Source organism: Streptomyces sp. NPDC059787, from assembly GCF_042732315.1.
GTDB classification, from domain to species: Bacteria; Actinomycetota; Actinomycetes; order Streptomycetales; family Streptomycetaceae; genus Streptomyces; species Streptomyces atrovirens.
In genome coordinates this window covers 216,574-237,025 of the sequence record NZ_JBHWHX010000008.1, presented here as the reverse complement: position 1 = coordinate 237,025, position 20,452 = coordinate 216,574, and the positions used below count along the sequence as shown (strand labels likewise).

Below are 20,452 nucleotides of genomic sequence, written 5' to 3'. Positions count from 1 at the left end.
GCCCGGTTACATTCCGAACCCGGAAGCTAAGCCTTACAGCGCCGATGGTACTGCAGGGGGGACCCTGTGGGAGAGTAGGACGCCGCCGAACAATCATTCAAAAGGGTTGGACCCCGAACTTCGGTTCCGGGTCCAACCCTTTTTTGTTCTGCGTCACTTGACGTTCACGTTGCGCAACGAGCATCCACTCCATGAGTACTGCTGCACTGCTCAGGGCCGCCGGTGTCGGAGTGGGCGACGAGGTCGTCGTACCGGCCTTCGGGAACGTGGAAGTCGCCGAAGCCGTGGCGATGGCAGGGGCGCTGCCGGTGTTCGCCGACATAGACCCGGCGACGTACTGCCTGGAACCGGCCGCGGTGGAGGCGGCCGTAACTCCGAGGACGGCAGCCGTCGTTGTCGTGCACCGCTTCGGAAGGCCCGCCGACGTCGGGCGGTTGCACGCGCTCGGCCGCCGGCACGGCCTGCTGGTGCTGGAGCACGGAGAATCCGAGGCGCCGTACGACGAGATGGCTCGGCGGCGGGAGCGTGCGGCGTTCCTCGACGCCAAGTTGCGAGGCGTGCGGACGCCCGAGAGCGGAGTCGGGCACACCTATCAGCAGTACGTCGTGCGGGTGCCGGGGAACGGCCGGCCCGACCGGGACGCCTTCGCACGCGCCATACGGGGCAAGGGCGTTGAGTGCCGCATACCGGTGAAGACCCCCGTGCACCGGATGCCCGAGTTCCGCCGGTGCGTGTCCCTGCCCGAGACCGAGCGGGCCGCCGACGAGACGCTCGCGCTCCCCGTGGACGCGTCGCTGACCAAACGGGACATGCAGCGGATCGCGGCGGCGTGCAATGCGCTGGGCGGGCTGCTCCAGCCGACCGGCTGAGCGGCGGTTGGGAGCACGGGTCCGTTCGGGGTATGATCTATTCCGTTGGCGAGCGGAAAACCCCGCACACGGCAACAGGCCCCTATAGCTCAGTCGGTAGAGCGTCTCCATGGTAAGGAGAAGGTCAACGGTTCGATTCCGTTTGGGGGCTCGGACAGAAAGGCCCCGCCCATTCGGGCGGGGCCTTTCTCATGCCCTGCGGCAGTGCCCTGCCTGGAGGGCACTCGCTGATTAATCCGTGTGCAGGCCCGGTACGCGCATGGCGAGGATCGCCATGTCGTCGGACGGGGGCTCGGAGGCGAAGCGTTCCACGGCGCGCATGATGCGGGCCGCGACCGCGCCGGCCGTCAGACCGGTGCAGGTGGTCAGGACGTCGGCGAGGCCGTCGTCACCCAGCATGCGGGGACCCTCGCGGCGTTCGGTGACACCGTCGGTGACGCAGAGAAGCACGTCGCCGGGATCGAGGGTGACCGTCTGCTCGTACAACTCCAGGTCCTCGATGACACCGAGGAGGGGCTGCGGCTCCGCCGCCGGTTCGACCGTGCCGTCCTGGCGCAGGCGGAGCGGGAGGGGATGGCCGGCGCAGACCACCTTCAGTTCCGCGCTGCCGTCGCCCTGCGGGCGCATCTCGCCGTAGAGGAGGGTGAGGAAGCGGCTGCGGGCGCCCTCGTCGAGGATCGCGGAGTTGAGGCGCTCCAGGACCGCCGGGCCGCTGAGGCCCTCGCGGGCCAGCAGTCGGAGCGCGTGCCGGGCGAGACCGGTCACGGCCGCCGCGTTGGGGCCGGTGCCGCAGACGTCGCCGATGGCGAAACCGTACGCGCCGTCGCTGATCGGGAAGAGGTCGTAGAAGTCGCCGCCGACCTCGTTGCCCTCGCCGGCCGCACGGTAGATGACTTCGACCTCGACGCCGTCGATCGTCGGCAGCTCCGGCGGCAGGAGGCTGCGCTGGAGGGACTGGCTGATGGCCGTGCGCTCCGAGTAGAGGCGGGCGTTGTCCAGGGCCAGGGCGGCCCGCCGGGAGAGGTCCTCGGCGAGCTCCAGGATCTCCTGGCGGAAGTGTTCGTCGGTCGGCTTGCCGAGCGTCAGCATGCCGATGACCCGGTTGCGGGCGACCAGGGGCAGGACCACCGTCTCGCCGCCGACAGCGGAGGCCGTCGCGAGGGTCGGGCCGATGCCCGGGGTGACCTGACGGGTCGGACTGCCGCTGAGGCCGAGGCTGCGCATGGAGGTGCGCAGGGCCGCCCGGTGGGCGACCTCCGCGGGGGCGGACCAGACGCGGGCGCCGGGCGTGGGGACCGGATCGGGCGGGGCGATCTTCGACAACAGGGACTTGATGCCGTCGATCAGCTCCTCGTCCTCGTGCAGCACGTAGGAGAGGTACGGCTCGGAGGCCTGGTCGGCGATCGTGTAGACGGCGCACCAGGTGGCGAGGGTCGGCACCGTCATCTGGGCCATCAGGGCCAGCGTCTGGTCCCGGTCCAGGGTGCCGGCCAGCAGGTCGGAGGCCTCGACGAGGAAGCTGAGCGAGCCGCGGCGCAGGCGCTCCAGTTCGCCCAGGCGGGCCGACTCGACGGCGAGCGCGATGCGGTCCGCCGCGAACTGCAGGCGCAGCGCCTCCTCGTTGGAGTATCTGCCGGGTGCCTCGGCGGCGACACCGAGGGAGCCGGTGAGGCGGCCCTCCACCTTCAGCGGGACGGTGACGACCGAGCGCATGCCGGTGCTGTTGAGGAGCGGCACCGCGCCGGGGACGGCGGTCAGGTCCTCGTGGACTGCCGGCATGCGGGCGGAGCCGTAGCGGCCGGGGCCGGCCTCGACGGGGACGCGGGCGAAGCGCTGGCGGGCCGAGGGCAGGCCGGTGGAGGCGCGGACCTCCAGTTCCGTCTCGTCGTCGGTGGCGAGGAGCAGGAAGGCGGAGTCGCCGTCGAGCATGTCGCGGGCGCGTTCCACCGTGCGCTGGAGCAGACCGTCGAGGTCGTCCGGGGCCGGGGAGCCGATGAAGACCTCGAAGGGGTCGGTGCTCTGCCCCTCGGAGGTGCCGGACTTGTCGGACGCGGGGCCGCGCAGCGGGGTCTGCAGAACCGCCCGTTCGTGGTCGCGTACGAGGAGGCAGACCGTTGACGGTTCGCCGTCGGTGTCCCGGACCCGCAGGTGGGAGGCGTACACGGGGATCACTCGGCCGTGGGCGCCCCTGATGCCGTAGCTGCCCTCCCAGCGGGAGAGCCGGAGCGCGTCGGCGATGCCGGTGCCGGTGCCCGGGGTGTGCGGCCAGGCCGCGAAGTCGGTCAGCGGCTTGCCGGTGACCTGCTCGGCGGAGTAGCCGAAGAGTTCCTCGGCGTCCTCGTTCCAGGCGGTGACGGAGCCGGTCCGGTCGATCTGGACGACGGCGACGCGGACCCGGGTGTCGGCGAGCGGGAGGAGGTGGGCCGGCAGGGAGGGGCCGGCGGTGCGGGTGCCGACCGGGCGCTCGGGAAGGTCGAGCCGGAACCAGACGGTCTTGTGGGTGGGGGTGTAGTCCACGCCCCAGTGGCCGGCCAGGGCCGCGCACAGCTGGAGCCCGCGGCCCCCCTCGCGGTCGGGGCTGCCCATGGTGATGGCGGAGCCCTGGAGCGGGATCTCCCGCTCCGGATACCGGTCGGCCACCTCGATCCGCACGCCTTCGTCGCTGCGCAGACAGAGCAGGTCGGCGGAGGTGCCGGCGTGGACCACGGCGTTGGTCACCAGTTCGCTGGTGAGAACCACGGCGTCGTCGACGATGTCGGCGAAGCCCCAGCCCTGCAGGGTGTCGCGGACGAAGGAGCGGGCGCTCGCGACCGATCGCCCCACGGGCTCGAAGCTGGCGGCCGCGCGCGCGGTGATCACAGAACTCCTCGACCGGTTCTCGACGGGCATGGCTCCCTGGCCGACCGGCTCGTGCCGTTGGTGCGGCAGGCCGTCAGTCGGCCGTGGGTCCGGGGGCTGTTCCCCCGGGATCAGTCCGGTGGTCATGTGTGCGGCCGCCCTCCGATGCCCGCTCGTTCCCGTGCCACCGCCCAGGCCGGACGGACCGGCGTGGCTGGACAGCCGGATGCAAGGTTACTTACCTTCGCGGTCCGGGCGGATGCCGGTCCGCTGTGTTTGTCGTCCGGAGGTGTTCTCCGTCCGGCGGGTGTGCGGACGATGTGCGAAGCTGCCGGACTGTTATGGCCTGGTTCGGCGGGGGTGAAACACTGGGCAGGCTTGTGGTGAAGGTCCGGGCGGGCCGTGTGCCTTCCGCCCCGGGTGGGCAGCAGCCCCCTTGGCGGTGCCTCGGAACGTCGGGCAGGACATCGCAGTAGTACGGGAAGAGCACAGGAACATCGGGAACGCCCCTGGCGGTGTGCCCGGGCACAGCGGTAACGGTCGACCCCTGCGGGAGGGACACAGTGGAGTCTGGCGCAGCGACGCGGGGCACGAAGACGACGCGCGCGAAAGGCGGACAGTCCCTGAGCAAGCCGGGAAGGACGCGGGGCGGGACCACGACCGTGGACACGGCGGCCCTGAACCGGTTGATGACGGCGCTGGTGGCGATGCGGGACGGGAACTTCCGCAAGCGGCTCACGGTGTCCGGCGACGGCGTGATGGCGGAGATCGCGGCGGTCTTCAACGAGGTGGCCGACCGCAATCTCCATCTGACGGGTGAGCTGGCGCGGGTGCGCCGCATGGTCGGGCGTGAGGGAAAGCTCACGGAGCGGCTGGAGACGGGGGCCTGTGAGGGTTCCTGGGCGACCGCGATCGACCATTCGAACGCGCTGGTGGACGACCTGGTGCGGCCCGTCTCCGAGGTGAGCCGGGTGCTGTCGGCGGTGGCGGAGGGCGATCTGTCGCCTCGTATGGAGCTGCGGACGCAGGCGGCGCCGGAAGGGGCCGGGCATCCACTGCGGGGCGAGTTCCTGAAGGTCGCGCGGACGGTGAACAACCTGGTCGACCAGTTGTCGACGTTCACCGACGAGGTCACGCGCGTGGCCAGCGAGGTGGGCACCGAGGGCAAGCTGGGCGGTCAGGCCCAGGTGCGCGGCATGTCCGGCTCCTGGAAGGACCTGACGGACTCCGTCAACACGATGGCGGAGCGGCTGACGGCGCAGGTGCGCGACATCGCGCTGGTGACGACGGCCGTCGCGCGCGGTGATCTGTCCCGCAAGGTCACCGTGCACGTCGAGGGCGAGATGCTGGAGCTGAAGAACACCGTCAACACGATGGTGGACCAGCTCTCCGCGTTCTCCTCGGAGGTGACCCGCGTCGCGCGCGAGGTGGGCACCGAGGGCGCCCTGGGCGGCCAGGCGCAGGTGCCCGGGGTGGACGGCGTCTGGAAGGAGCTCACCGACTCCGTCAACACCATGGCCGGGAACCTCACCGCTCAGGTGCGCGGGATCGCCGAGGTGACGACGGCGGTCGCCAACGGTGACCTGTCGCGGAAGGTGACGGTGCCGGCGCGCGGCGAGGTCGCGCAGCTCGCCGAGACGATCAACCAGATGACCGAGACGCTGCGGATCTTCGCGGACGAGGTCACGCGGGTCGCCAACGAGGTCGGGGCCGAGGGACGGCTGGGCGGTCAGGCGAACGTGCCGGGGGCCGCGGGGACATGGAAGGACCTGACGGACTCCGTCAACACGGTGTTCCGGAACCTCACCACTCAGGTGCGTGACATCGCGGCGGTGACGACGGCGGTCGCCAACGGTGACCTCTCGCAGAAGGTCACCGTGGACGTGGCCGGCGAGATGCTGGAGCTGAAGAACACCGTCAACACGATGGTGGACCAGTTGTCCTCCTTCGGTGCGGAGGTCACGCGCGTGGCGCGCGAGATCGGTGTCGAGGGTGAGCTGGGCGGTCAGGCGCAGGTGCCGGGGGCGGCGGGGACGTGGAAGGACCTGACGGACTCCGTCAACACGGCGTTCCGCAACCTCACCGGACAGGTGAGGAACATCGCCCAGGTGACGACGGCGGTCGCCAACGGCGACCTGTCGCAGAAGGTCACCGTGGACGTCTCCGGTGAGATGCTCCAGCTGAAGAACACCGTGAACACGATGGTGGACCAGCTGTCGAGCTTCGCGGACCAGGTCACGCGGATGGCCCGGGACGTGGGTACGGAGGGCCGGCTGGGCGGTCAGGCGCGCGTGGACGGCGTGTCGGGCACCTGGAAGGAACTCACCGACTCCGTCAACTCGATGGCGTCCAATCTGACCGGCCAGGTGCGCAACATCGCCCAGGTGACGACGGCCGTCGCGCGGGGTGACCTGTCGCAGAAGATCGACGTCGACGCGCGCGGGGAGATCCTGGAGCTGAAGAACACCATCAACACGATGGTGGACCAGCTCTCGTCGTTCGCCGACCAGGTGACGCGGGTGGCCCGCGAGGTGGGTACGGAGGGCCGGCTGGGCGGTCAGGCGCAGGTGCCCGGGGTCGCCGGTGTGTGGCGGGACCTGACGGACTCCGTGAACGGCATGGCGTCGAATCTGACCGGCCAGGTGCGCAACATCGCCCAGGTGGCGACGGCGGTGGCGCGCGGCGACCTGTCGCAGAAGATCACCGTGGACGCGCGCGGGGAGATCCTGGAGCTCAAGAACACGCTGAACACGATGGTGGACCAGCTGTCGTCGTTCGCCGAGGAGGTCACGCGGGTCGCCCGTGAGGTGGGTACGGAGGGCATCCTCGGCGGTCAGGCCGAGGTGCAGGGGGTCTCCGGCACCTGGAAGGACCTGACACAGTCGGTGAACGGCATGGCGAACAACCTGACCCTCCAGGTGCGCAACATCGCCGAGGTCACCACGGCGGTCGCCAAGGGTGACCTGTCGAAGAAGATCACCGTCGACGCCAAGGGCGAGATCCTGGAGCTGGTGACCACCGTCAACACGATGGTGGACCAGCTCTCGTCGTTCGCCGAGCAGGTGACGCGGGTGGCCCGCGAGGTGGGCACCGAGGGCATCCTGGGCGGCCAGGCGCACGTGCCGGGTGTCACGGGCATCTGGAAGGACCTGAGCGACAACGTCAACCTGATGGCGAAGAACCTGACCACTCAGGTGCGGAACATCTCCCAGGTGTCCGCGGCCGTCGCCAACGGCGACCTGTCGCGGCAGGTCAGCATCGAGGCGCGCGGTGAGGTGGCGCAGCTCGCCGACACCATCAACATCATGGTGAAGACGCTGAGCGCGTTCGCCGAGCAGGTCACCAAGGTGGCCCGCGAGGTGGGCACGGACGGCATCCTGGGCGGCCAGGCGCACGTGCCGGGTGTGGCGGGGACGTGGAAGGACCTCACCGAGTCGGTGAACCAGATGGCGTCCAACCTGACCGGTCAGGTGCGCAACATCGCCATGGTGACGACGGCCATCGCCAAGGGTGACCTGACGAAGAAGATCGACATCGACGCGCGCGGAGAGATCCTCGAGCTGAAGACCACCATCAACACGATGGTGGACCAGCTGTCGTCGTTCGCCGAGGAGGTCACCCGCGTGGCCCGCGAGGTGGGCACCGAGGGTCAGCTGGGCGGCCAGGCACGCGTGCGTGACGTGGACGGCACCTGGCGGGACCTGACCGAGTCCGTGAACGAGATGGCCGGGAACCTGACCCGGCAGGTGCGTGCCATCGCGCGGGTGGCGACCGCGGTGACCCGCGGCGACCTGAACCTGAAGATCGACGTGGACGCGTCCGGGGAGATCCAGGAACTCCAGGACTACATCAACAAGATGATCGCCAACCTGCGCGACACCACGATCGCCAACAAGGAGCAGGACTGGCTCAAGGGCAATCTCGCCCGCATCTCCGCGCTGATGCAGGGCCGCCGTGACCTGGAGGACGTGGCCTCGCTGATCATGAGCGAGCTGACGCCGGTGGTGTCCGCGCAGCACGGCGCGTTCTTCCTCGCGATGCCGCTGGTCGACGGCGAGGACCTGAACGCCGCGGACGACGACCAGTTCGAGCTGCGCATGCTCGGCTCGTACGGCTACTCCATGGGGTCCATGCCGACGTCGTTCCGGCCCGGTGAGGGGCTCATCGGGACGGCCGCCGTGGAGAAGCGCACGATCCTCGTGCAGGACGCGCCCAGCGGCTATCTGAAGATCTCCTCGGGGCTCGGGGAGGCACCGCCGGCGCAGGTGATCGTGCTGCCGGTGCTGTTCGAGGGGAAGGTGCTCGGCGTCGTCGAGCTGGCCTCGTTCACGCCGTTCACGCACATCCAGAAGGACTTCCTCAACCAGATCGCCGAGATGATCGCGACGAGCGTCAACACCATCTCGGTCAACACCAAGACCGAGCGGCTGCTCTCGCAGTCCCAGGAGCTGACCGAGCAACTGCGCGAGCGGTCGGCGGAGTTGGAGCAGCGGCAGAAGGCGCTCCAGGCGTCCAACGCCGAACTGGAGGAGAAGGCCGAGCTGCTGGCCCGGCAGAACCGCGACATCGAGGTGAAGAACACCGAGATCGAGGAGGCGCGGCAGGTCCTGGAGGAGCGCGCCGAGCAGCTCGCGGTCTCCATGCGCTACAAGAGCGAGTTCCTCGCCAACATGTCGCACGAGCTGCGTACGCCGCTCAACTCGCTGCTGATCCTGGCGAAGCTGCTCGCCGACAACGCGGAGGGGAACCTCTCCCCGAAGCAGGTCGAGTTCGCCGAGACCATCCACGGCGCCGGGTCCGACCTGCTGCAGCTCATCAACGACATCCTCGACCTGTCGAAGGTCGAGGCGGGCAAGATGGACGTCTCCCCGACGCGCATCGCGCTGGTCCAGCTCGTGGACTACGTGGAGGCCACCTTCCGGCCGCTGACCGCGGAGAAGGGCCTGGACCTGTCGGTGCGGGTGTCGCCGGAGCTGCCGGCCACGCTGCACACCGACGAGCAGCGGTTGCTCCAGGTGCTGCGCAACCTGCTGTCCAACGCGGTGAAGTTCACCGACTCCGGATCGGTCGAGCTGGTCATCCGGCCCGCCCGGGACGAGGTTCCGCAGGCCATCCGGGAGCAGTTGCTGGAGGCCGGTTCGCTGACCGACCCGGACGCGGACCTGATCGCGTTCTCGGTGAGCGACACGGGCATCGGCATCGCGGCCGGCAAGATGCGGGTGATCTTCGAGGCGTTCAAGCAGGCCGACGGCACCACCAGCCGCAAGTACGGCGGTACGGGTCTGGGGCTGTCCATCTCGCGGGAGATCGCGCAGCTGCTCGGCGGCGAGATCCACGCGCAGAGCGAGCCGGGCCGCGGCTCGACGTTCACGCTGTACCTGCCGCTGCACCCGAGCGAGCTGCCCCCGAACGGCTACCAGCAGCCCATGCCCGCGCTGGAGGCCGGTGACCTGGTGGCCTCGGCCGAGCTGACCGGGCCGCAGGTCGAGACGCCGGCCGAGGTGAAGTCGTACCGGGACACCCAGAACGGTCCGGCCGCGCTGTTCCGGCGCCGCCGCAGGATCACGCTCGAGCAGCGGCCCGCTCCGGAGGCCGAGCAGTGGTCGGACGCGGAGCAGCAGGAGCCGGCTCCCCGGCCGTCGAGCCGTGGCATCCGTTTCGGCGGGCAGAAGGTGCTGATCGTCGACGACGACATCCGCAACGTCTTCGCGCTCACCAGCGTCCTGGAGCAGCACGGCCTGTCCGTGCTGTACGCGGAGAACGGCCGCGAGGGCATCGAGGTGCTGGAGCAGCACGACGACGTGGCGGTCGTCCTGATGGACATCATGATGCCCGAGATGGACGGATACGCCACGACCACGGCGATCCGCCGGATGCCGCAGTTCGCCGGGCTCCCGATCATCGCGCTCACCGCGAAGGCGATGAAGGGCGACCGCGAGAAGGCGATCGAGTCGGGTGCCTCCGACTACGTGACCAAGCCGGTCGACCCCGATCACCTGCTGTCGGTGATGGAGCAGTGGATGCGGGGGGAGTGAGACGGCGTCCGGAGGGGGCGCGAAGGTGACGGGAAGCTCCGGTGTTCACATGATGTTGCTGACGTGGTGTGCGCGAAGTCGTGTAGAAGTACGGGAATCGGGGAACCTTCTGGTCTCCCGCTGCGTTTCTGCTACGTGCACAGTGACATCGCGGTGACAGGGTGTGGCGACGGGCGGGGTGCGGCTACGATGACCGGCACAAGGACGGGCGGCGCAAGGGAGTCGTCCCCTGGGGCGGTACCCGCGGGTACGTCCCCAGGTCCTGCGGACAGGGGAGGCCCCAAGCCGGGGCGAGGAGGGCGGGCCATGGTGCAGAAGGCCAAGATCCTCCTGGTCGATGACCGGCCGGAGAATCTGCTCGCGCTGGAGGCGATCCTCTCGGCGCTCGATCAGACACTGGTGCGGGCATCGTCCGGGGAAGAAGCGCTCAAGGCACTGCTCACGGACGATTTCGCGGTCATTCTGCTGGATGTCCAGATGCCGGGCATGGACGGTTTCGAGACCGCCGCGCACATCAAGCGGCGGGAGCGGACCCGGGACATCCCGATCATCTTCCTCACCGCGATCAACCACGGCCCGCACCACACCTTCCGCGGGTACGCGGCGGGTGCGGTCGACTACATCTCCAAGCCGTTCGACCCGTGGGTGCTGCGCGCGAAGGTCTCGGTCTTCGTCGAGCTGTACATGAAGAACTGCCAGCTGCGGGAGCAGGCGGCGCTGCTGCGGCTCCAGCTGGAGGGCGGCGAGAAGGAAGCGGCCGAGTCCAAGGAGTCGGCGGGGCTGCTCGCGGAGCTCTCGGCGCGGCTCGCGGCCGTCGAGGAGCAGGCCGAGGCGCTCACCAAGCAGCTCAACGACGAGTCGACCGACGCGGCCGCGGTGGCCACGGCCGCCCATCTGGAGCGCAAGCTCACGGGGTTGCGGCGGGCGCTGGACGCCCTGGAGCCCGGGACCGGCAGCGCGTCGTCGGTGCCGTCACAGAACTGACACCGAGGACAAGGGCGTTGGCCGGGCACCCGACGCGTCGCGGGCGTGAGACCGCGTCAACTGCTCGTCAACGTCACGCCTCGACAAGGACGACACGAACGGGTGAAGCATCCGCCACGCGTGTCTCCAACCGCCTCCACCGGTAACCTCACACCCATGGCCCCACGTCCCTCCGCAGCCAAGAAGCCGCCCGCGAAGAAGGCGCCCGCTTCCGCGAAGGCTCCGGCGAAGAAGGCCGCTGCCAAGAAGGTCCCGGCGAAGAAGACGCCGGCGAAGAAGGCTCCCGCCAGGAAGGCCGCGGCGAAGAAGCCCGCGCCCGCACCGGCCGCCCCGAATCCGACCAGTGGCGTCTACCGGCTCGTACGCGCCCTGTGGCTGGGCCTCGCGCACGCGGTGGGCGCCGTCTTCCGCGGCATAGGGCAGGGCGCCAAGAACCTCGACCCCGCGCACCGCAAGGACGGCCTGGCGCTGCTGCTGCTCGCCGTCGCCCTGATCGTCGCCGCCGGCACCTGGGCCGACCTGAAGGGTCCCGTCGGCGACCTCGTGGAGATCCTGGTCGCCGGGGCCTTCGGCCGGCTCGACCTGCTGGTGCCGGTCCTGGTCGCCGTCGTCGCCGTACGGTTCATCCGGCACCCGGAGAAGCCGGAGGCCAACGGACGGATCGTGATCGGTCTGTCCGCGCTCGTCATCGGCGTGCTCGGGCAGATCCACATCGGCTGCGGCTCGCCCGCGCGCGGTGACGGCATGCAGGCCATAAGGGACGCGGGCGGGCTCATCGGCTGGGGCGCGGCCACACCGCTGTCGGCGACCATGACCGACGTCCTCGCCGTGCCGCTGCTGGTGCTGCTCACCGTCTTCGGTCTGCTGGTCGTCACCGCCACCCCGGTCAACGCCATCCCGCAGCGCCTGCGGCAGCTCGGTGTGCGGCTCGGACTCGTCCGCGAACCCGAGCCGGAGGAGTTCGGCGAGGACGACGAGCGCTACGAGCAGCAGTGGCGCGAGTCGCTGCCCGCGAGCCGCCGCGGACGGCGGCCGGCGCCCGAGGAGTACGACCCGGACGGCGCGGAGCAGGAGGCGCTGTCCCGGCGCCGGGGCCGGCCCCGCAGGCCCGTGGTGCCGAGGCCCGCCGTGGACCGGCCCATGGACGCGGTGGACGTGGCCGCCGCCGCTGCCGCCGCGCTGGACGGCGCCGTGCTGCACGGGATGCCGCCCTCGCCGATCGTCGCCGACCTGACCCAGGGCGTGAGCACCGGCGACCGCGAACCGACCACACCGACGCCGGTCCCGGCCGCCCGCCCGCAGCAGGAGAGGCCGAAGGGGGACAGGTCTCAGGACAGGCCGCAGCGGGACAAGCCGCCGGCCGGCATCCTGGACATGACCAAGGAGCCGCCCCGCGAGCCCCGCGACCTGCCCGCCCGCGCGGAGCAGCTCCAGCTCTCCGGCGACATCACCTACTCGCTGCCCGCCCTCGACCTGCTCGAGCGCGGCGGCCCCAGCAAGACCCGCAGCGCCGCCAACGACATCATCGCCGACGCGCTGCGGAAGGTCTTCACGGAGTTCAAGGTGGACGCCGCCGTCACCGGCTTCACCCGCGGCCCGACGGTCACCCGCTACGTGGTGGAACTCGGCCCGGCCGTGAAGGTCGAGCGGGTGACCGCGCTGACCAAGAACATCGCGTACGCCGTCGCCAGCCCGGACGTGCGGATCATCAGCCCGATCCCCGGCAAGTCCGCGGTGGGCATCGAGATCCCCAACACCGACCGGGAGATGGTCAACCTCGGTGACGTACTGCGGCTCGCGGAGTCCGCCGAGGACGACGACCCGATGCTGGTCGCCTTCGGCAAGGACGTCGAGGGCGGCTACGTCATGGACTCGCTGGCCAAGATGCCGCACATGCTGGTCGCCGGCGCCACCGGCTCCGGAAAGTCGTCCTGCATCAACTGCCTGATCACCTCGGTCATGATGCGGGCGACCCCGGAGGACGTCCGGATGATCCTGGTCGACCCCAAGCGCGTGGAGCTGACGGCGTACGAGGGCATCCCGCACCTGATCACGCCGATCATCACCAACCCCAAGCGGGCCGCCGAGGCGCTCCAGTGGGTCGTGCGCGAGATGGACCTGCGCTACGACGACCTCGCCGCCTACGGCTACCGGCACATCGACGACTTCAACCGCGCGGTGCGCGAGGGCAGGGCCACACCGCCCGAGGGCAGTGAGCGCGAGCTGCAGCCGTACCCGTACCTGCTGGTGATCGTCGACGAGCTGGCCGACCTGATGATGGTCGCCCCGCGCGACGTCGAGGACGCCATCGTGCGGATCACGCAGCTCGCGCGGGCGGCCGGTATCCACCTGGTGCTCGCCACGCAGCGGCCGTCCGTCGACGTGGTCACCGGTCTGATCAAGGCGAACGTGCCGTCCCGGCTGGCGTTCGCCACGTCCTCGCTCGCGGACTCGCGGGTCATCCTCGACCAGCCCGGCGCCGAGAAGCTGATCGGCAAGGGCGACGGGCTGTTCCTGCCGATGGGCGCGAACAAACCGACGCGTCTGCAGGGCGCGTTCGTGACCGAGGAGGAGGTCGCGGCCGTCGTCCGCCACTGCAAGGAGCAGATGGCGCCCGTCTTCCGGGACGACGTCACCGTCGGGAGCAAGCAGAAGAAGGAGATCGACGAGGACATCGGCGACGACCTGGACCTGCTGTGCCAGGCGGCCGAGCTGGTCGTCTCCACCCAGTTCGGGTCGACGTCCATGCTCCAGCGCAAGCTGCGCGTCGGCTTCGCCAAGGCGGGCCGGCTGATGGACCTCATGGAGTCGCGGAACATCGTCGGACCGAGCGAGGGCTCGAAGGCTCGTGACGTTCTTGTGAAGCCTGATGAACTGGATGGCGTGCTCGCGCTGATCCGGGGGGAGTCTGAAGGGTAGGCGAACCGGAGGCGGTCGTCGTCTCCGGGCACCCGGGCGGTCGATCGTGACCCACCCGTTAGGGATCATCGAGCAACTGTTTCCCGTCGGTGTACGTCAAGTTGAGCGAAGTGACAAACCGCAGTCCCATCATCGGAATGTCGGGCCATTCCGATGGCGTACAAAGTCCTACCGCCCGGTTGCCCCATCCTCTCGTACCCCTCCTAGACTGAACCTCCAGCACAGGCGGCTACACGCTCGAAAGGCGCCCCCGTGTCCATCGGCAACTCCCCTGAAGACGAGCGTCCGTTCGAAGACGTTTCCGAGGAAGCCCGCCCTTCCGTCTCCGTCGGCCGAGCGCTGCGGCAGGCGCGCATCGCCGCCGGGCTCACCGTCGACGACGTCAGTACCGCCACCCGGGTCCGTATCGCCATCGTGCACGCCATCGAGGCGGACGACTTCGCCCCCTGCGGCGGCGACGTCTACGCGCGCGGGCACATCCGGACCCTGGCCAGGGCCGTGGACCTCGACCCTGCCCCGCTGATCGCCCAGTACGAGGCCGAGCACGGCGGCGGCCGTCCGGCCCCGACCCCGGCCGCCCCGCTGTTCGAGGCGGAACGCATCCGTCCGGAGCGGCGCGGACCCAACTGGACCGCGGCCATGGTCGCCGCGATCGTCGTCGTGATCGGCTTCGTCGGTTTCACGATGGTCAAGGGCGACGACGGCGACAAGGCGAACGTCGCCGACGGCGCCACCCCCAGCAAGTCGGCCGCCTCGCCCACCCCGAAGTCCGAGAAGCCCGCCGCGCCCGAGCCGGAACCGTCGGACAGCGCCATCGCCGCCGCGCCGCAGGACAAGGTGACGGTCCAGGTCAGCGCCGCCGACGGACGCAGCTGGATCTCCGCCAAGGACCACAACGGCCGGCTGCTGTTCGACGGGCTGCTCAAGCAGGGCGATTCCAAGACTTTCCAGGACAGCACCAAGATCAACCTGGTCCTCGGTGACGCCGGCGCGATCGACCTGTTCGTGAACGGCAAGAAGATCGAGGACGACTGGCAGCCGGGCGCCGTCGAGCGCCTCACCTACACCAAGGGCGACCCGCAGGCCGGATGACCCGGTGCGAAGGGTGCTTCGTCGACGGGGTCGGCCATGATCGGCCAACCCCGTCGACGTGGGGCGTCAGCGGGACGAAGTAGTCTTGAGCCCATGCCTGAACGCCGTACCGTCGCACTCGTCACCCTTGGCTGCGCCCGTAACGAGGTGGACTCGGAGGAGCTCGCAGGCCGTTTGGAGGCGGACGGCTGGCAGCTCGTGGAGGACGCCGAGGAAGCGGACGTCGCCGTCGTCAACACCTGTGGCTTCGTCGAGGCCGCCAAGAAGGACTCCGTCGACGCCCTCCTGGAGGCCAACGACCTCAAGGGACACGGAAGAACCCAGGCCGTCGTCGCGGTGGGCTGCATGGCCGAGCGGTACGGCAAGGAACTCGCCGAGGCCCTCCCCGAAGCCGACGGCGTGCTCGGCTTCGACGACTACGCCGACATCTCCGACCGCCTCCAGACCATCCTGAACGGCGGCATCCACGCCTCCCACACCCCGCGCGACCGCCGCAAGCTGCTGCCGATCAGCCCGGCCGAGCGGCAGGACTCCGCCGCCGCCGTCGCCCTTCCGGGACACGGCCCGGCGGACCTGCCCGACGGCCTCGCCCCGGCCTCCGGCCCCCGCGCGCCGCTGCGCCGCCGGCTGGACGGCGCCCCGGTCGCCTCGGTGAAGCTCGCCTCCGGCTGCGACCGGCGCTGCTCCTTCTGCGCCATCCCGTCCTTCCGCGGCTCCTTCATCTCGCGCCGCCCCAGCGACGTGCTGAACGAGACGCGCTGGCTGGCCGAGCAGGGCGTGAAGGAGATCATGCTGGTCTCCGAGAACAACACCTCCTACGGCAAGGACCTCGGCGACATCCGCCTGCTGGAGTCCCTGCTGCCCGAGCTGGCCGAGGTCGACGGCCTGGAGCGGGTGCGCGTCAGCTACCTCCAGCCGGCCGAGATGCGGCCCGGCCTGATCGACGTGCTGACCTCCACCCCGAAGGTCGCCCCCTACTTCGACCTGTCCTTCCAGCACTCCGCGCCCGACGTGCTGCGCGCGATGCGCCGCTTCGGCGACACCGACCGGTTCCTGGAGCTGCTCGACACCATCCGGAGCAAGGCGCCCCAGGCCGGTGTGCGCTCCAACTTCATCGTCGGCTTCCCCGGCGAGTCCGCGGCCGACCTCGCCGAACTGGAGCGGTTCCTGAACCACGCGCGGCTGGACGCCATCGGCGTCTTCGGCTACTCCGACGAGGAGGGCACCGAGGCCGCGACGTACGACCGCAAGCTGGACGAGGAGGTCGTCGCCGAGCGGCTGGCCCGGGTCTCCCGGCTGGCCGAGGAACTGGTCTCGCAGCGCGCCGAGGAGCGGGTCGGCGAGACCCTGCACGTACTGGTGGAGTCCGTCGACGAGACGGAGGGCGTGTACGGCCGGGCGGCGCACCAGGCCCCCGAGACGGACGGCCAGGTGCTGCTCACGAGCGGCGAGGGACTGAGTGTCGGCCGTATGGTCGAGGCGAAGGTGGTCGGCACGGAGGGTGTCGACCTGGTGGCCGAGCCGCTGTTCCAGGGTTCGCCCGCGTGTAGTGAGGAGGCGGGCAGATGACGGGTGTCCCGGCATCGGCGGCGGGAGGCCCCTCCGGCGCGAGGAGGACGGCGGGCGCCGCACCCGGAGGCATGCCGGCGACCGGCCGCACGGTCGCGCGGGAGGCACGGGGCACGGCTCCGGGACCGTCCGGTGGCGGACCGGCCCGGCGCGGTGCGTCCGGCCGTGGCCCGGCCGGCACCCGGACGCACGGCGACGAGGCGGCGCCGGCCACCGCGTCCCGTGACGGCGTCGACGCCGGGGACGCGACCAGGCCCGCGCGCGGCGCGAAGATCGCGGCGGCGGCCGTCAACCAGGCCAGCGTCTGGAACATCGCCAACCTGCTGACCATGCTCCGGCTGCTCCTGGTGCCGGCGTTCGTCATGCTGATGCTCGCCGAGGGCGGATACGACCCGGCGTGGCGGTCGTTCGCCTGGGCGGCCTTCGCCATCGCCATGATCACCGATCTGTTCGACGGTCATCTGGCGCGCACGTACGACCTCGTCACCGACTTCGGGAAGATCGCCGACCCCATCGCCGACAAGGCGATCATGGGAGCGGCACTGATCTGTCTCTCCTCGCTGGGCGATCTCCCGTGGTGGGTCACCGGAGTCATCCTCGGCCGGGAACTCGGCGTCACCCTGCTGCGTTTCCTGGTCATTCGCTACGGCGTGATCCCGGCCAGCCGAGGGGGCAAGCTCAAGACCCTCACCCAGGGCATCGCCGTCGGTATGTACGTACTGGCGCTGACGGGGTGGCTGGCCACACTGCGGTGGTGGGTGATGGCCGCGGCGGTCGTGCTGACCGTGGCGACCGGACTCGACTATGTGAAACAGGCCATTGTGCTGCGCAGGCAGGGAATCGCCGAGCGCGAGGCGGCGTTGGAGGAGACGGAAGCGTGAGTTCCGAGGCCACCGAAGTGGTGCGACTACTCACCGTGAACGGCGGAACGCTCGCCGTCGCGGAGTCGCTGACCGGTGGCCTGGTGGCGGCGGAGATCACTGCGGTCCCCGGGGCGTCCAAGGTATTCCGGGGCTCGGTGACGGCGTACGCCACCGAACTCAAGCGGGAACTGCTCGGTGTGGACGCCACCCTGCTGGCGGAGCGCGGAGCGGTGGATCCGCAGGTGGCGGCCCGGATGGCGGCCGGTGTCCGCAAGGCGCTGGGTGCCGACTGGGGCATCGCCACCACCGGCGTCGCCGGTCCGGACCCCCAGGACGGCCAGGCCGTCGGCACGGTTTTCGTGGCCGTGGACGGCCCCTCGGGAACGGGAACGGGTTCCGCCCGCGGCGGAAAAGTGGAGCATCTGCGGTTGAACGGCGACCGCGCGGAAATTCGTATGGAGAGTGTACGGAGCGTACTCGCACTGCTTCTGACGGAGCTTGCGGGCGAACAGACCGGGAATGAGCGGGCACAGGATACGGAACGGAACGGGGGGTTTTGATGTTTGCAGCCCTGAGTGAACACGACATCGCTCCCCGCACGGCCGCGGCGCAAGGCGGTACGGTGGGGCGAGAAGGATGCGGCTACGCGGTCCGAGGAGGGAGCCACCGATGATTCTGCTCCGTCGCCTGCTGGGTGACGTGCTGCGTCGGCAGCGCCAACGCCAGGGCCGTACTCTGCGCGAAGTCTCCTCGTCCGCCCGAGTCTCACTCGGCTATCTCTCCGAGGTGGAGCGGGGGCAGAAGGAGGCTTCCTCCGAGCTGCTCTCCGCCATCTGCGACGCGCTGGACGTACGGATGTCCGAGCTCATGCGGGAAGTGAGCGACGAGCTCGCTCTCGCCGAACTGGCCCAGTCTGCTGCAGCGACCCCCAGCGAGCCCGTACCCACGCCGGTTCGTCCGATGCTGGGTTCCGTTTCGGTGACCGGTGTGCCACCGGAACGGGTGACCATCAAGGCGCCCGCCGAGGCGGTGGACGTCGTCGCCGCGTGAGCGTGGTGTTCCGCGCACGCGCGGTGTGAAGGTGTGGGATGCCCCGGTAGGGGCCCTTCCGGGAGATCCGGAGGGGTGCCGCCGGGGTTTTCGCATGCGTGGGCCTTCTCTTTTGTGCGTTTGCCGGTGCGGCGTGTGGCGGTCATCGTTGAGGGACGAGTCAGGGGGCCGGCTACGGAGGTGCGGATGTACGTCGTGAAGAGCCCGTTGTCCGACGCGAACCTGAAGACCGTGTCCGAGGCGCTGCAGGGCGCCCTGGTCGACCTGGTGGATCTCGCCCTGGTGGGCAAGCAGATCCACTGGAACGTGGTCGGGCCACGCTTCCGTTCCGTGCACCTCCAGCTCGACGAGGTCGTGACCCTGGCGCGTACCCACTCCGACACCGTGGCGGAGCGCGCCGCGGCACTGGGGGTCTCGCCCGACGGGCGTGCCGCGACGGTGGCCGTCGGCAGCGGCATCGGGGTGACGCCCGAGGGCTGGGTCGACGACACGGCCGCGGTGAGCGCGCTCGTGGAGGCACTGGGCGCGGTGATCGCCCGTATGCGGGAGCGGGTCACGGCGACCGCGGAGCCGGACCCGGTGAGCCAGGACATCCTGATCACGATCACCGCCGACCTGGAGAAGCAGCACTGGATGTTCCAGGCCGAGAACGGGTGACGTGGCCTTCGGGGGCCGTGGGGTCCTCGTGGAGCGGCCCGGGGACCCGGATGCGCCCGTGTGCCCTTGGTGCGCCCTGTGGGCGGGGGCGAGCGGTCTCATAGCGTCGGCGCGGGGGTGGGAGCCGTGACGACGGGGCGGGTGGTGCGCCGGGGGGTCGCTCTGGGGTTGGGGGCGCTGTGGTGGTGGGCGGTGGCGCGGCTGCTGCTGGCGCCCGACGCCGGGGTGGTGGAAGGGGCGGTCGCGGCCGGCGGGTGGGGGCTCAGTCTGCTGCCGGTGCACTGCATGCCCAAGGCGCGGGCGGAGGGAGCGCTCGCGGCGGGACGGTGGCGGCGGGCGTGGCGGATGGGCACCGTGCGTCGGCTCACCGACGGGGAGTGAACGGAGCCGGGCCCGGCTGGCAGGTGGGGCACCAGTACGTGGGGCGCTCGCGGGAGCCGTCGCCCTGGTCGGCGAGACGGACCGGGGTGCGGCAGCGCAGACAGGGGCGGCGGGCGCGGCCGTACACGAACAGGTCCTGGCCACGGCGGCCCGTGGTGTTGCGGACCGGGCGCTCACGGTTGAACTCCAGCAGTTTCCTGGCGAGCACCGGCAGCTTCGCGGAACGGTCGGCGGGCAGCTCGCCCACGGGGAGCCAGGGGGTGACGCCGAGGAGGAAGCACAGCTCGCTCTTGAAGATGTTGCCGATTCCGGCGAGGTTCCGCTGGTCCAGCAGGGCCTCGCCGAGGGGGCGGGCCGGGTCCTTCAGGAGGTTGGCCAGTGCGAGGCCGGGGTCCCAGTCCGGGCCGAGGAGGTCGGGGCCGAGATGGCCGACCGCGCGGTCCTCGTCGATGGTGCGCATCAGTTCCAGGACGGGGAGCCGGTAGCCGACGGCCGTGCGGTCGGCGTTGCCGAGGATCGCCCGGATCTGGTGGGCGGGGCCGCCGTTCCAGCGCTGTCCGTGCGCGTACACCCGCCAGGAGCCGTCCATCCTCAGGTGCGAGTGCAGTGTCAGGCCGCCTTCGACGCGGGTCAGCAGGTGCTTGCCGCGCGGGGTGACGTCCAGCACGGTGCGGCCGGTGAGGTCGGCCGTGGCGAACCTCGGCACCCGGAGATCGCTGCGGGTCAGCACCTGGCCGGCCAGGGCGTCGTGCAGCCGCCGCGCGGCCTGCCAGACCGTGTCTCCTTCGGGCATGCGTCAAGGGTGGCACGCCGGGCGGCCGGGGCGCTCGGGCGGGCGTGCGCCGACGCCGGGCCGGGGGCGCGGACGCAGTCCTCCGGGTGTGGCGACGAAGCCGGCGGTCTCCAGGAGGGACGTCAGCGCGGAGGTGCCGTCGGTGTGCTCCACCGTGATCGTGCCGAGCGTCCCGCGGGCGGCCGGGGCGCTCGGGCGGGAGTGTGCCGGCGGTGGGCCGGGGGCGCGGACGCAGTCCTCCGGGTGTGGCGACGAAGTCGGCGGTCTCCAGTCTCCAGGAGGGACGTCAGCGCGGAGGTGCCGTCGATGTGCTCCACCGTGATCGTGCCGAGCGTCCCGCGGGCGGCCGGGGTGTTCGGTCGGGAGTGTGCCGGCGGTGGGTCGGGCGCGGGCGTAGTCCTC

General features: G+C 70.6%; 13 protein-coding genes, 1 tRNA gene and 1 rRNA gene. 13 read left to right on the top strand and 2 right to left on the bottom strand.

Annotated elements, in window-relative coordinates:
- The 3 genes from rrf to ACFV5H_RS10610 all read left to right on the top strand — a co-directional run.
- Positions 1 to 91, top strand: a 5S ribosomal RNA gene (gene rrf, locus ACFV5H_RS10620); the annotation flags it as partial.
- Between the two features lie 100 nt (positions 92 to 191).
- Entirely contained in the window at positions 192 to 869 is a 678-nt protein-coding gene (locus tag ACFV5H_RS10615; RefSeq protein WP_385055378.1) for a DegT/DnrJ/EryC1/StrS family aminotransferase, read from the top strand.
- 78 nt (positions 870 to 947) lie between these two features.
- Positions 948 to 1,020 (top strand) — tRNA-Thr (locus tag ACFV5H_RS10610).
- An 80-nt stretch (positions 1,021 to 1,100) separates the two neighbouring features.
- Here the strand turns inward: ACFV5H_RS10610 and ACFV5H_RS10605 are convergent.
- The gene (locus tag ACFV5H_RS10605) at positions 1,101 to 3,854 is read right to left on the bottom strand and encodes a SpoIIE family protein phosphatase (protein WP_385055376.1); all 2,754 of its coding nucleotides are present in this window, start codon (positions 3,852 to 3,854) and stop codon (positions 1,101 to 1,103) included.
- A gap of 416 nt (positions 3,855 to 4,270) precedes the next feature.
- On the opposite strand from ACFV5H_RS10605, the gene ACFV5H_RS10600 reads away from it, so the two are divergent.
- From ACFV5H_RS10600 to ACFV5H_RS10555, 10 genes are all read left to right on the top strand, one after another.
- The gene (locus tag ACFV5H_RS10600; protein WP_385055373.1) at positions 4,271 to 9,742 is read left to right on the top strand and encodes a HAMP domain-containing protein; all 5,472 of its coding nucleotides are present in this window, start codon (positions 4,271 to 4,273) and stop codon (positions 9,740 to 9,742) included.
- 306 nt (positions 9,743 to 10,048) lie between these two features.
- Positions 10,049 to 10,726 (top strand): two-component system response regulator, encoded by a 678-nt coding sequence (locus ACFV5H_RS10595; RefSeq protein ID WP_385055370.1) that lies wholly within the window; start codon positions 10,049 to 10,051, stop codon positions 10,724 to 10,726.
- A gap of 156 nt (positions 10,727 to 10,882) precedes the next feature.
- Positions 10,883 to 13,645 carry a DNA translocase FtsK gene (locus ACFV5H_RS10590; RefSeq protein ID WP_385194008.1) on the top strand — a complete coding sequence of 921 codons (2,763 nt, stop codon included), beginning with the start codon at positions 10,883 to 10,885 and terminating at the stop codon, positions 13,643 to 13,645.
- Positions 13,646 to 13,897: 252 nt separating this feature from the next.
- The gene (locus tag ACFV5H_RS10585) at positions 13,898 to 14,737 is read left to right on the top strand and encodes a helix-turn-helix domain-containing protein (RefSeq protein ID WP_385055366.1); all 840 of its coding nucleotides are present in this window, start codon (positions 13,898 to 13,900) and stop codon (positions 14,735 to 14,737) included.
- 93 nt (positions 14,738 to 14,830) lie between these two features.
- Positions 14,831 to 16,306 carry a 30S ribosomal protein S12 methylthiotransferase RimO gene (gene rimO / locus ACFV5H_RS10580; RefSeq protein ID WP_385055363.1) on the top strand — a complete coding sequence of 492 codons (1,476 nt, stop codon included), beginning with the start codon at positions 14,831 to 14,833 and terminating at the stop codon, positions 16,304 to 16,306.
- Entirely contained in the window at positions 16,303 to 17,187 is an 885-nt protein-coding gene (pgsA, locus tag ACFV5H_RS10575) for a CDP-diacylglycerol--glycerol-3-phosphate 3-phosphatidyltransferase (RefSeq protein ID WP_385055360.1), read from the top strand. Before rimO ends, pgsA begins: the two co-directional genes overlap by 4 nt.
- Positions 17,184 to 17,729, top strand: a complete 546-nt coding sequence (locus ACFV5H_RS10570) for a CinA family protein (RefSeq protein WP_385055357.1) — start codon at positions 17,184 to 17,186, stop codon at positions 17,727 to 17,729. Before pgsA ends, ACFV5H_RS10570 begins: the two co-directional genes overlap by 4 nt.
- 109 nt (positions 17,730 to 17,838) lie before the next feature.
- Positions 17,839 to 18,219 (top strand): helix-turn-helix domain-containing protein, encoded by a 381-nt coding sequence (locus tag ACFV5H_RS10565; RefSeq protein ID WP_003993396.1) that lies wholly within the window; start codon positions 17,839 to 17,841, stop codon positions 18,217 to 18,219.
- 186 nt (positions 18,220 to 18,405) lie between these two features.
- Positions 18,406 to 18,876, top strand: a complete 471-nt coding sequence (locus ACFV5H_RS10560; RefSeq protein ID WP_385055354.1) for a Dps family protein — start codon at positions 18,406 to 18,408, stop codon at positions 18,874 to 18,876.
- Between the two features lie 126 nt (positions 18,877 to 19,002).
- Positions 19,003 to 19,257, top strand: a complete 255-nt coding sequence (locus tag ACFV5H_RS10555) for a hypothetical protein (RefSeq protein WP_385055352.1) — start codon at positions 19,003 to 19,005, stop codon at positions 19,255 to 19,257.
- Here ACFV5H_RS10555 and ACFV5H_RS10550 read toward each other — a convergent pair.
- Positions 19,241 to 20,050, bottom strand: a complete 810-nt coding sequence (locus tag ACFV5H_RS10550; protein WP_385194005.1) for an Fpg/Nei family DNA glycosylase — start codon at positions 20,048 to 20,050, stop codon at positions 19,241 to 19,243. The genes ACFV5H_RS10555 and ACFV5H_RS10550 overlap by 17 nt on opposite strands.
- Positions 20,051 to 20,452 lie beyond the last annotated feature (402 nt).